The organism is Sphingomonas liriopis (assembly GCF_024211255.1).
Taxonomy (GTDB): domain Bacteria; phylum Pseudomonadota; class Alphaproteobacteria; order Sphingomonadales; family Sphingomonadaceae; genus Sphingomonas; species Sphingomonas liriopis.
This window is the reverse complement of sequence record NZ_JAMLDY010000005.1, coordinates 1-12,350: the sequence shown is the minus strand read 5'-3', so window position 1 is coordinate 12,350 and position 12,350 is coordinate 1. Positions and strand designations below refer to the sequence as shown.

At 69.2% G+C, this 12,350-nt stretch carries 9 protein-coding genes; 7 read left to right on the top strand and 2 right to left on the bottom strand.

Annotated elements, in window-relative coordinates; translation table 11 throughout:
- Positions 1 to 22: 22 nt before the first annotated feature.
- From uvrC to M9979_RS04865, 7 genes are all read left to right on the top strand, one after another.
- Entirely contained in the window at positions 23 to 1,945 is a 1,923-nt protein-coding gene (uvrC, locus tag M9979_RS04895) for an excinuclease ABC subunit UvrC (RefSeq protein ID WP_254288222.1), read from the top strand.
- Between the two features lie 252 nt (positions 1,946 to 2,197).
- Positions 2,198 to 5,440: a tetratricopeptide repeat protein gene (locus tag M9979_RS04890; protein ID WP_254288221.1), complete on the top strand. Its 3,243-nt coding sequence runs from the start codon at positions 2,198 to 2,200 to the stop codon at positions 5,438 to 5,440.
- 51 nt (positions 5,441 to 5,491) lie between these two features.
- Complete coding sequence (locus M9979_RS04885; RefSeq protein WP_254288220.1) at positions 5,492 to 6,442, top strand: polysaccharide deacetylase family protein; 951 nt, start codon at positions 5,492 to 5,494, stop codon at positions 6,440 to 6,442.
- Entirely contained in the window at positions 6,439 to 7,320 is an 882-nt protein-coding gene (locus M9979_RS04880) for a GNAT family N-acetyltransferase (protein WP_254288219.1), read from the top strand. Before M9979_RS04885 ends, M9979_RS04880 begins: the two co-directional genes overlap by 4 nt.
- A 234-nt stretch (positions 7,321 to 7,554) precedes the next feature.
- Entirely contained in the window at positions 7,555 to 8,286 is a 732-nt protein-coding gene (gene recO / locus M9979_RS04875) for a DNA repair protein RecO (protein ID WP_254288218.1), read from the top strand.
- Positions 8,287 to 8,315: 29 nt separating this feature from the next.
- Positions 8,316 to 9,359, top strand: coding sequence for a 3-isopropylmalate dehydrogenase (gene leuB / locus M9979_RS04870; protein ID WP_254288217.1), 1,044 nt, complete (start codon positions 8,316 to 8,318; stop codon positions 9,357 to 9,359).
- A 10-nt stretch (positions 9,360 to 9,369) separates the two neighbouring features.
- Positions 9,370 to 10,467, top strand: a complete 1,098-nt coding sequence (locus M9979_RS04865; protein WP_254288216.1) for a glycosyltransferase family 2 protein — start codon at positions 9,370 to 9,372, stop codon at positions 10,465 to 10,467.
- Here the strand turns inward: M9979_RS04865 and M9979_RS04860 are convergent.
- Complete coding sequence (locus M9979_RS04860; protein ID WP_254288215.1) at positions 10,464 to 11,696, bottom strand: phospholipid carrier-dependent glycosyltransferase; 1,233 nt, start codon at positions 11,694 to 11,696, stop codon at positions 10,464 to 10,466. The two genes, M9979_RS04865 and M9979_RS04860, sit on opposite strands and share 4 nt — an antisense overlap.
- A gap of 142 nt (positions 11,697 to 11,838) precedes the next feature.
- The coding region (locus tag M9979_RS04855; RefSeq protein ID WP_254288214.1) for a transposase at positions 11,839 to 12,350 on the bottom strand (512 nt) is incomplete at its 5' end.

Genomic DNA, 12,350 nt, shown 5'->3' with positions numbered 1-12,350 from the left:
CGCCGACTCCTACATGGCAGGCATGTCGTCCTACGGTCCTCCCGATCGATTCAACGAAGAGCGCGCCACCTACACCGTTCGCGGGTCCGATGCGCCGGACCTCGAGGCGGGGATCGCCGCGATCCGCAACGTGCTGGCGACGCTGCCGAGCCGCTCCGGCGTCTACCGGATGCAGGATGCCAAGGGCGACGTGCTCTACGTCGGCAAGGCGCGCTCGCTGAAACAGCGCGTCGCCAATTACACGCAGGTGAAGGGGCTCACCAAGCGGCTGCAGCGGATGATCGCGCAGACGCGGTCGATGACGATCGTCACCACCAACAACGAGGCCGAGGCGCTGCTGCTCGAGGCGCAGCTCATCAAGCGCTACCGTCCCGCGTACAACGTGCTGCTGCGCGACGATAAGTCCTTCCCGTTCATCCTGCTGCGCGGCGACCACGACTTCCCGCGCGTCCAGAAGCATCGCGGTGCGCGGCGTGCGGCCGGCAATTACTACGGCCCCTTCGCCAGCGCGGGCAGCGTCAACAATACGCTCAACGCGCTGCAGAAGCTGTTCCTGCTGCGCTCGTGCACCGACGGATTCTTCAAGACTCGCGACCGGCCGTGCCTGCTCTACCAGATCAAGCGTTGCTCGGCGCCGTGCGTCGGCCGGATCGACAAGGACGGGTACAAGGAATTGGTCGACGATTGCCGCGACTTTTTGGGCGGCAAATCGACCAAGGTGCAGGCGAAGCTGGGCGTGCAGATGCAGGCCGCGGCGGAGGCGATGGACTTCGAACTGGCCGCGCTGCTGCGCGACCGGCTGAAGGCGCTGACCTTCGTGCAGGGGACGCAGGCGATCAACGCGGAGGGGGTCGGCGACGCCGACGTCTTCGCGCTGGCGTGCAAGGACGGGACGATGGGCATCCAGGCGTTCTTCATCCGGGGGGGGCAGAACTGGGGGCATCGCAGCTTCTTCCCGCAGCACACCAACGAGGTTCCCGAGGAGGAGGTCCTGGCGAGCTTCCTCACCCAATTCTACGAGGACCTGCCGCCACCCAAGACGATCCTGCTCGACCGCGATCTCGCCGAGGGCGCGTTGCTGGGCGAGGCGCTCGGCGAGCGCGCCGGCTACAAGGTCGCGCTGTCGGTGCCGCAGCGCGGCGATCGCCGCCGGCTGATGGACCAGGCGAAGCGCAACGCGATCGAGGCGCTCGAGCGGCGGCTGGCGGAGAGCACGACCCAGGCGCGGCTGCTGCGCGAGGTCGCCGATCTGTTCGATCTGCCCGAACCGCCCGACCGCATCGAGATCTACGACAACAGCCATATCCAGGGGACCAATGCGCTGGGCGCGATGGTCGTCGCCGGGCCGGAGGGGTTCCGCAAGGGCCAGTATCGCAAGTTCAACATCAAGGGGAACGAGGCCGCGACCGACAGCGACGTCGGCATGATGCGCGAGGTGTTCCGCCGCCGCTTCGCCCGCCAGCTGGACGAGGCGCCCGATCGCGACGACGGGACATGGCCCGATCTCGTCCTGATCGACGGCGGCAAGCCGCAGCTGAACGCGGCCAAGGCGGTGCTCGAGGACCTCGGCATCGAGGACGTGTGCATGGTCGGCGTCGCCAAAGGCCCGCACCACGGCCGCGACGGGCGCGAGGTGTTCCACATGCTCGACGGGCGCGAATTCCAGCTGCCGGTCAACGCGCCGGTGCTGTTCTACCTCCAGCGGTTGCGCGACGAGGTGCACCGGTTCGCGATCGGCGCGCATCGCGACAAGCGGTCGAAGGCGATCGGCGCGAGCCCGCTCGACGAGGTGCCCGGCATCGGCCCGGCGCGCAAGAAGGCGCTGCTGATGCACTTCGGCACCGGCCGCGCGGTGCGTAACGCGAGCCTGGAGGACCTGAAGAAGGCGCCGGGCGTGTCGGCGGGCGTGGCGCAGCAGGTCTACGACTTCTACCACGCGCGGTGACGCGCGCGGGAGGACCGCCCCATTCCCCTCGTCACCGCGGACGTGTTCCGGGGTCCACGGGACCGCGGGCGCACGATCCCGCCTCAAACCGCTTGCCTCGCCGCCCAGTGGACCCCGGAACGAGTCCGGGGTGACGAAGAATTTGGGGCGAGGGTTCCAGTCTCACACGCGCCCAATTCACCCTCTTTTCTGCATTGCCGCTGCATCCGCTCCGACTAAGCTGGCGGCGTCTATAGGGGGATTGCGACGGACATGACGATGCGGCGGCTGGCGTTTGTGGCGCTGTTGGGTTCGGCCAGCTGGGCGGCGCAGGCCGCGGACAAGGTGCTGTACCAGCCGGTGCCGGCCTGGGTTAAGCCGGTCGCGCTGCCGGCTCCGGCTTCGGCAAACGGCGGCGAGGAGATGCCCGTAAAGTTGCTGCTGACCGATCAGCAGGTCGCGTTCGAACCGGGCACGACCACGATCTATAGCGACATCGCGATGCGGATCGGCACCGCACAGGGGCTCGCGGCGGGCAACATCTCGCTGCCATGGCGGCCCGATTCCGATACGCTGATCGTCCATCGACTGGTGATCCGGCGGGGCGACAAGGTGATCGACGTCCTGGGCGGCGGACAGACGTTCACTGTCGTCCGGCGCGAAACCAACCTCGACAATGCGGTCCTGGACGGCGTGCTGACCGCGAACATCCAGCCCGAAGGATTGCAGGTCGGCGACGTCGTCGATCTTGCCGCGTCGCTGGTATCCCACGATCCAGTGATGCAGCGCCACGTCGAATATGTTGGCGGGGACTGGAACGCCGTGCCGGTGTCGCGCGCCCATCTGCGCGTGCAATGGCCATCGACCATGGCGGTCCAGTTCGGCGCCCGCGGCGGACTGCCCGCGGTGAAGCCGACCAGGAGCGGCGACACGACGGCGATCGACATCGCGCTCGACGATGTTGTTCCCCCCACGCTCCCCAAGGGTGCGCCCCGCCGCTTCCAGCTCGGCCGGCTGGTGGAACTGTCGAGCTTTGCATCCTGGGCCGATGTCGGCGCATTGATGGCGCCGCTCTATGCGAAGGCGGCGGTGCTGCCGGGCGATGGTCCCCTGGCCGCGGAGGTGGCGCGGATCCGGGCCGCGTCGTCCGATCCGGCGAGCCGGGCGGAGGCGGCGCTCGCGCTGGTGCAGGACCGGATCCGCTATGTCGCGCTGGCGATGGGAACCGGCGGACTGGTGCCGGCCGATGCCGCCCTCACCTGGTCGCGGCGGTTCGGGGACTGCAAGGGCAAGACCGCGTTGTTGCTCGCGATGCTGCGGTCGCTGGGGATCGAGGCGGATGCCGTGGCGGTCAGCACGGCGCTGGGTGACGGAATGGACGCGCGGCTGCCGCGTGTTGGTGCCTTCGACCATGTCCTCGTCCGGGCGACGATCGCGGGCAAGACCTATTGGCTGGACGGCACGCGCACGGGCGACGCGTCGCTGGCGCGGCTGACGGTCCCGGCGTTCGGCTGGGGATTGCCGTTGATCGCCAGCCGCGCCGCGCTGGTACGCATGATGCCGGCGCCACTGGATCGCCCGCAGACCGAGGTGCTGATCCGCATCGACGCACGCGGCGGGCTGATGACGCCCGCGCCGGTCAAGGTCGAACGCGTGATGCGCGGCGATGCGGCGATCATGATGGGCGCGGTGCTGGCCAATCTCGCCGGCGATGCCCGCGACCGGGCCCTGCGCGACTATTGGAAGGGGCAGTACGACTTCATCGATGTCGCCTCCACCACCGTCAGGTTCGACGCCCGGACGGGTGAGCGCCGGCTGACGATGGAGGGCAAGGCGCGGATGCACTGGAGTTCGGGCTGGTATGAAGCGGACGGCATGGGGATCGGCTATCGCGCCGATTTCATTCGCGATCCCGGCCCCGATCGCGATGTGCCGTATGCGGTGGCGCATCCCGATTTCAACCGTACGGTCGAGACGATCCTGCTGCCCCCGGGATTTCCGGATGTGAAGGCGGAGGGGAAGAACGACATCGCCCGCACCGTGGCCGGCGTGGAATACCACCGTCGCGTGTCGCTGAAGGACGGGGTCTTCACCGCCGAACGCACCGAGCGGACGCTGGTCCCGGAGTTTCCGGCGGCGGAAGCGCCGGCCGCGCAGGCGACGCTGCGCGACCTTGCCGACCAGACGTTGTACATCCGGCGGCCGGCCTCCTACGTCGTGACCGATCAGGACCTGGCGGTCTGGCAGGCGAAGACACTGACGTCCGACGATGCCTATGTCGATCGCGGCAACGTCCTGCTCGATCGCGGGCGGCTGGACGAGGCGATGAAGGATTTCGAGGCGGCGCTGGCGATCGATCCGCGCAACGCCATGGCATTGGCCGATCGCGGCATGACGCAGGCATGGAAGCGGGATTTCGCTGCGGCGGAACGGGACTTCGCGACCGTGGAGAGGCTGGCACCGAACAATCCCGTCGTGTGGCGCGGACGCGCCATGGCGGCGGAGATGAAGGGGGATTTCAAGGCGGCGGTCGACTCCTACACGCGATCGCTTGCGATCGAGCCGAACAGCCTGTTTGCGCTGAACGGTCGGATCAGGGCGAAGCGCGCACTCGGCGACAAGGAGGGCGCGCTCGCCGACCTGAATGCCGCGCTGGCGGTGGCGCCCAACCCCGACCTGTATATGACACGTGCGAGCCTCTATCGCTCGATGGGCAAGACGGATGCGGCGGCAGGCGAGGCGACGGCGCTGGCGAAGGCCATGCCGAACAGCGATTATGCCCAGGTCGCCGCCGCGAAGATCCTTCACGCGGTCGGCCGGCATGCGGACGCGATGGCCGCGATCGACCGTGCGCTCGCGATCAAACCGGCCGCCTATATCTATCTCAATCGCCTCGAGATCCGAGATCGCGGCGATCGCGAAGGCCGGGCCGCGGACCTCGCCGCGGCGGTGAATCTGGAGCCCGATCTGCCGATGGTGCGGATGTATCGGGCGCGGATGCTGTCTGACGACGGCAAGAACGCCGATGCCGTAGCGATCTACGATGCCCAGCTCGCCAAGACGCCGGGCGATTCCGAGGTGCTCAGTCTGCGCGCTGCGGCGAAGGTGAAGCTTGGCGACGTGAAGGGCGGCGAGGCCGATCTGGCCGCGGTCGCCGCGGCGGCGAAGCAGCCCGTCGATTTCAACAATCTGTGCTGGGCTAAGGCGACGTCGGGGGTGATGCTGACATCCGCGCTGGCCGATTGCGAACGGGCGCTGGCGATGGCGCCCAAAACCGCCGGATTTCTCGACAGCAAGGGGCTGGTACTGCTTCGCCTGAACCGGAACGACGAGGCGATCGCCGCCTATGACGAGGCGCTCGCGATCGCGCCCGACCTCGGCGGTTCGCTATACGGTCGCGGGCTGGCCCGGAAGCGCAAGGGCGATGCCGCGCGCGCCGCGGCGGACATGGCGGCGGCGGTGAAGGTGGATGCCGACATCCCGGCGCAATTCGCCAGTTATGGCGTGACGTCCTGATCGGGCCGGGTCCCTAGCCATTTGTTCACTCCCCGCCGCTAGACCGGCGGCATGGCGACCCCCGTATTCCTGACCGTCGATACCGAATTCGCCTGGCGGCACCATGCCGCCGGCCTCGACGTCGAAACGATCTACGCGCGGTCGCTCGAACCTGCGGGGGTGGGGCTGACCTATCAGCTCGAACGGCTGGCGCATCACGGGTTGAAGGCGTGTTTCTTCGTCGATCCGATGCCCGCGCTCCTCTTCGGGCTCGCGCCGGTGAGGCGGATGGTCGAGACGGTGCTGGCGGCGGGACAGGAGGTGCAGCTGCACCTGCACCCTAATTGGACCGGTGCGCATGCCGGCGACCGGGCGGCGAGCTACGGCCGGTTCCAGATGCACGAATATGGCCATGAGGAGCAGCTCGACCTGCTGCGCGGCGCGGTCGAGCTGCTGGTCGCGGCGGGGGCGCCGCGGCCGATCGCGTTTCGCGCCGGCGGCTATGCGGCAAACGATGACACGCTGCGCGCGCTTGCCACGCTCGGCTTCGTTTACGACAGCAGCCACAATGGCGCCGAACCGGCGGAAAGCCGCATCGGCCTGCCGCCGTCGCAGATCGCCCCCGTGGCGCGGCATCTGGTCGAGGTGCCGGTGACGGTGATCGAGGATGCGCCGGGGATCTGGCGCACCTTCCAGCTCTGCGCTATGTCGGGGGCGGAAGCCGCCGCCGCGCTCGATCATGCCGCGGCGGAGCGCCATGCCGCGGTGACGATCGTCAGCCACGGCTTCGAGCTCGCCAACCGGCTCGGCACACGCGCCAATGCGGTGCACGTCCGCCGGTTCGAGACGCTGTGCCGGCTGCTGGCGGCGCGGGCGGAGGCGTTGCCGACGATGCATTTCGCCGACCGCCCGACGCTGGCGCTGGACCGCGACGACCGGCCGCTCGCCGCCAATGGCTTGCGCCGCCGGTTGCGGCAGGCCGAACAATTGTGGTCGAACCTCGTCGCCGAGCGCGCCGCATGACCGCCGTCGCGCTCAAGTTCCAGGTCGGCGCGCGCACGCTCGCTTCGGTGAAGCGCCGGCTGGTCCGCATCGCACTGTCGCTCGACGATGCGCTGGCGGGCACCGCGCCGTCGCCGCCGCCGATGACGGGGGACGGCTATCTCGTCACCTCGCTGCCCGAGGCGTTGGTCGGGCAGGTCGAGGTCGGCGGCTGCGTCGCGGTCGTCCGCCAGCGCTACACGCGCTTCTACACCGATCTGACCGTAGGGCATGATGCGTGGCTCGCCGGCCTGTCCGGGTCGGCGCGCTCGACGCTGAAGCGCAAGACCAAGAAGGCGGAGGCGGCCGGGATGGCCGTGCGCGCCTATCGCACCGCGGCGGAGTTCGACGCTTTCTACCCGCTCGCGCGCGGCGTGTCGGCGCGGACCTATCAGGAGCGGTTGCTCGATGCCGGCCTGCCGGAGGATGCCGCCTCCGTCGCGCATCTGCGTGCGCAGGCGGCGGCGGACGGCCTGCGCGCCTGGCTGCTGACGATCGCGGGCGAACCGGCGGCCTATCTGTGCTGCACGGTGCAGGGGACGGCGTTGCGCTACGATCATGTCGGGCACGACCCGGCGCTGAACGATCTGTCGCCGGGGACGGTGTTGCAGGCGGCGGCGTTGCGCGACCTGTTCGCCGACCGCTTCGCGCGCTTCGACTTCACCGAGGGCGAGGGGCAGCACAAGCGGCTGTTCGCCAGCGGCGGCGTGGCCTGCGTCGACCTGCTGCTGCTGCGTCCGACGCTGGCCAACCGCGCGACGCTGGCGGCGCTGACCGCGTTCGACGGCGCGATGGCGCGGGCGAAGCGGCTGGCGCAACATCCGCGGCTGGCGGCGCTGGCGAAGCGGGTGCGGCGGTAGGTTTCCGATTGAAGCGGTTGTGGGTCAAGCCGACGCAAATCCCACACCCTCCGTCACCCCGGACTTGTTCCGGGGCCCACCGTTGGGCGGGCGCATCGCGTCGAGCTGATGCCGTTCGCCTCGCCGCGGAGTGGACCCCGGAACAAGTCCGGGGTGACGGGGGTATTCGGGCGCGCGTCGTCCTGTCACCAGACCTGTACTGGCAGGCGAGGTCCGGTGGGCTATATCCCCCTTATGCACTTGTGCGCCGAAGCCATCGTTCTCGCGGTTCGCGCCCATGGCGAGCATGGCGCGGTGGTGCGTGCGCTGACGCGGAGCGACGGCGTGCAGCCGGGCTACGTGCGCGGTGGGCGGTCGCGGCATCTGCGGCCCGTGCTGCAGCCGGCGAATGCGATCCTCGGCGAATGGCGCGCGCGTACCGGGGAACAGCTGCCTGCGCTGACGATCGAGCCGTTGCATAGCCGCGCCGCATTGCACGGCGAGCCGTTGCCCGCCGCCGCGCTCGCCTGGGCGACCGCGCTGACCGTCACGGCGCTGCCCGAGGCGCAGCCCTATCCGCGGCTGTACGACGCGCTGGGCGGGGTGCTCGACGCGATCGAGGCGGCGCCCGCGGCGCGCGGCTGGGCGAGCGCGCTGGTCCGCTACGAACTGCTGCTGCTCGCCGAACTGGGGTTCGGGCTCGATCTCACCGCCTGCGTCGTCACCGGCGCGGAGGGCGATCTCGGTTTCGTTTCCCCGCGTAGCGGCGGCGCCGTCAGCCGCGGTGCGGCCTATGGCTATGAGGAGCGGTTGTTCGCGCTGCCCGCGTTCCTGACCGAAGGCGGCGCGGCGGAGTGGCCCGATATCCTCGCCGGCCTCGCCATCACCGGCCATTTCCTCGCCCGCGACCTGCTGACCGATCGCCGTGCCGAGCCGCTGGTCGCGCGCGAGCGGCTGGTCGCGATGCTCAAAAGGGCCGTTGCGTGAAACGCGGCGGCACGGCAAGGGCTCGGGCCATGGCATTGATCGCACTCCTGCCGGGCGACGGCATCGGCCCCGAAGTCATCACCCAGGCGCGCCGCGTGCTCGACGCGCTCGATCTCGACCTCACGTATGAGGAGGTGCCGGTCGGCGGCGTCGCCTATCATACGCTGGGGCATCCGCTCCCCGAATCGACGCTCGACGTCGCGCGGCGCGCCGATGCTTTGCTGTTCGGTGCGGTCGGCGATCCGACCTGCGATAACCTCGAACGCTCGCTGCGCCCGGAGCAGGCGATCCTCGGGCTGCGCAAGCATCTCGGGCTGTTCTCCAACCTGCGCCCGGCGACGCTGTTCGAGGGGCTGGAGGACGCCTCCGCGTTGAAGCCGGAGGTTGCGCGCCAAATCGACCTCGTCATCGTCCGCGAGCTCAACGGCGACGTCTATTTCGGCGAGAAGGGCCGGCGCGTGAGACCCGACGGCGCGCGCGAAGGCTATGACATCATGAGCTACGACGAGCACGAAGTGCGTCGCATCGCGCGCGTCGGGTTCGAGACGGCGCGCAAACGCCGCGGCCAGCTCTGTTCGGTCGACAAGGCGAACGTGCTCGAAACCTCGCAATTGTGGCGCGACGTGGTGATCGAGGTCGCCGCCGACTATCCCGACGTGACGCTCAGCCACATGTACGTCGACAATGCCGCGATGCAGCTGGTGCGCAATCCCGGCCAGTTCGACGTCATCGTCACCGGCAACCTGTTCGGCGACATCCTGTCGGATCAGGCGTCGATGTGCGCCGGGTCGATCGGCATGCTGCCGTCGGCCAGCCTCGATGACGCGGGCAAGGGGCTGTACGAGCCGATCCACGGCTCGGCGCCCGACATCGCCGGGCAGGGCAAGGCCAATCCGTGCGCGGCGATCCTGTCGGCGGCGCTGATGCTGCGCCATTCGCTGGGGCAGGCCGCGGCCGCCGACCGGATCGAGGCAGCGGTCGCGCGCGCGATCCGCGACGGCGCGCGCACCGCCGATCTCGGCGGCACGATGACGACCTCCGCGATGGGGGATGCGGTGCTCGGCGTCTTGTGAGGGCCTGGCGGTGACCCAGCTGCTCGAGATCGCGGTCGTCATCCCGACGTTCAACGAGAAGGCGAACGTGCCGACCCTCGTCGCGAAGCTCGACCAGGCGCTGGCGGGGCGCCGCTGGGAAGCGATCTTCGTCGACGACGACAGTCCCGACGGCACCGCGGAGGCGGCGCGCGAGCTCGGCCGGATCGATGCCCGCGTGCGCGTCATCCACCGCATCGGCCGGCGCGGCCTGTCGTCGGCGTGTATCGAGGGGATGTGCGCGACCGCCGCGCCGGTGGTCGCGGTGATCGACGGCGACCTGCAGCATGACGAGACGCTGCTGCCCAAGATGCTCGACCTGCTCCAGCGCGACCCCGACCTCGACGTCGTCGTCGGATCGCGCTTCGTCGACGGTGGCGGGACGGGCGAATGGGATCGCGACCGCGTCGCCAAATCGGCCTTCGCCACCAAACTGTCGCGCAAGGTGCTGAAGGGCGACCTCAGCGATCCGATGAGCGGCTTCTTCGCGATCCGCACCGTCCATGCGCGGCGGCTGGCGCCCGAATTGTCGGCGATCGGCTTCAAGATCCTGCTCGACCTGATGACCGCGAGCGACGTGCCGCTGCGCTTCGCCGAGCTGCCCTATACGTTCCGAGTGCGGACGGAGGGCGAATCGAAGCTCGATCACGTCGTCGCGATGGAATATCTGATCGCGCTGTACGACCGGATGTTCGGGCGGTTCGTGCCGGTGCGCTTCGCGATGTTTTCCGGCATCGGCGTGCTCGGCGTCGGCGTGCACATGGGGGTGCTCGGCCTTGCGATGCTGGCGGGCGCGGCGTTCCTGCTGGCGCAGATCCTCGGCGCGCTGGCGGCGATGACGTTCAACTTCGCGCTCAACAATGCGCTGACCTATCGCGACCGGCGGCTGAAGGGGTTCCGCCAGCTGCTCGACGGCTGGGTGTCTTTCTGCGTCGTCTGTTCGGTCGGGCTGGTGGCCAATGTCGGCATCGCCGCCTTCGTCCACGATTTCCGCGACGGCGGTGCGGCGGCGTCGGCGCTGATCGGGATTCTGGTGGGCGCGGTGTGGAATTACGCGCTGTCGTCGAAATTCGTCTGGGGCCGGTACTAGACCCAGCTGCTCAGCCACATCCAGCGATGGAACGCCTGCGGCCCGTCGAGCGCGCTCGCTGACAGGATCGGGTAGAAATGGACGAACAGCACCGCGGTCAGCGCCAGGAACGCCTCGTCCCAATAGCGTAGCCGCATCCGCCAGTGATCGAAGGCGGCGGCGATGGCGATGGCAAGCCAGATGCTCGACAGATAGTAATAATAGAAGAACCCCAGCGACTTGGGGATCAGCGCCCACATTGCGACGCTGGCGAACCAGAACAGCGCGATGCCGCCCGCCCGGCCGTTGTCGTCGCGGAACCAGGCGACGACGCAGGCGATTAGCGCGACCAGCCCGCCCCACATCACCACCGGATTGCCGAGCATCAGCACGCCGCGCTGCGCACCGTCGGCGGGCTCGTACAGATACCAGACCGGCCGCCAGTCGAGCGGCCAGCTGTACCAGTTCGACTGATAGGTGTGCGGGGGGAGCACCTGTGTCTGCTGGCGGAACATGTCGAGCTGGAAGGGCAGCAGCGTGCCGAGCGTCAGCGGCTGGTCGCGATACAGGAACGCCGGCCAGAAGGTCGCAAGATAGACGAGCAGCGCCACCCCGCCGAGCGCCGCCAGCGCCGCGAGCGGATGCATGCCGGGCCACAGCTGCGGCCGGTGCCGCCGTGCCAGCAGATAGGCGGCGCCGGCGATGCCCAGATAGGGCAGCGCCGTCCATTTCGTCCCCACCGCCAGCCCGAGCAGCGCCGCGCCGAGCAGCCAGCGCCGCCACACCGCCTTGCCCTCGGCGCGCATCGCCCACAGCAGCGCGGCAAGCCCGGTGACGACGAACGCCGCCATATAGCCGTCGAGCATCGCGATGCGTGCCTGCACGAAGACGGTGAAATTGAGCGCCACGAGAACCGCGCCGACGCTCGCGGTGCGCACCCGCCCGAACAGCAGCCACAGGATCGCGAAGACGCCCGTCACCACCGCGCTCGCGGCGAGCGTCGACAGCGCGCGCCAGCCGAGCGGATTGTCGCCGAACAGCGTCATGCCGAGCGCGATCAGCGTCTTGCCGAGCAGCGGATGCTCGATGTTCACCGGCCCCGCCAGATCGCGCAGCATGCGCGCGGCGGGGACGTAATGGACCTCGTCGAACACCAGGATGTGCGGCGTCGTCAGCCGCCAGCAGAACAGCAGTTGCGCGGCAAGGCCGAGGCCGAGCGCGGCGGGCAGGGGGCGGGTGAGGAAACGCACCGCGGTGTTGTTCCTGCGGGACGGGCGATTGGCAAGCCTCCAGCTCCTCCCCGGCACGGGGAGGGCTATCGCATGACATAACCTGTCACTGTCCAAAATCCTTCGTCACCCCGGACTTGTTCCGGCAACTGTGTAATTGTGGTTATTGGACGAAGGGTGTCTGGTTTCGAATGATGGCATTGAGGATGGTGAGGAGTTTGCGTGCGACGGCGATGAGGACGAGTTTGGGTGGCTTGCCGGCGTTTCGCAGGCGCTGGTGGAAGCGGCCGAGGACGGTGTTGGAGCGTGCGGCGGCAAGGGCGGCCATGTAGAGCGCCTGGCGGACACGGGTGCGCCCGCCGCGAACCGAGCGCTTGCCGCGGAAGGCGCCGCTGTCGTTGTTGTAGGGGGCAAGGCCGGCGAGCGCGGCGGCGGCCTTGGCGTCGATGCGGCCGAGTTCCGGGAGGTGCGCGGCGAGCACGGTGGCGGCGACCGGGCCGATGCCGGGAGCCGAGCGGAGCAGCGCGGCCTGGCGGGTGAGCGTCTGGCTGGCGCGGATCGTCGCGGCGATGGCGCGGTCGAGATCGGCGACGGCGGTGTCGAGCCAGGCGAGATGGCGGTCGAGATCGGCGGCGATGAGCGGATCGTTTTCCTCGCTGCGGCGGGTGCGTTCCT